Annotated in this window: 1 protein-coding gene; it reads left to right on the top strand. The window is 61.0% G+C overall.

Translation table 11 applies throughout. The annotated features are described in order from the left end of the window. Nucleotides 1–241, top strand: a 241-nt coding sequence (locus AC0IYH_RS33620) for a hypothetical protein (protein WP_471838780.1), incomplete at both ends; no start/stop codon positions are given.

Raw genomic sequence — 241 nt, 5'->3', positions numbered from 1 at the left:
ACAACGAACTGGACGCCGGGCAAGATCGTCGATCTGATCGGCGCGTTCCTAGAAGGCGATCTGATTCCGGCCATCATCCTGTGGAGATCCGGGCAGAACGTCTTCGTCATCGACGGCGCCCACCGGCTCAGTGCCCTTCTCGCCTGGATCTACGACGACTACGGCGCTCGCTCGCGGTCGGCCAACTTCTTCCGAAATGAGATTCCGGAGGAGCAGGCCAAGGTGGCTGATCAGACCAGGA

It is taken from the genome of Pseudomonas sp. AC463 (genome assembly GCF_979253585.1).
Note: the sequence above shows the minus strand (reverse complement) of the source record. Positions and strands in the feature narration are given on the sequence as shown.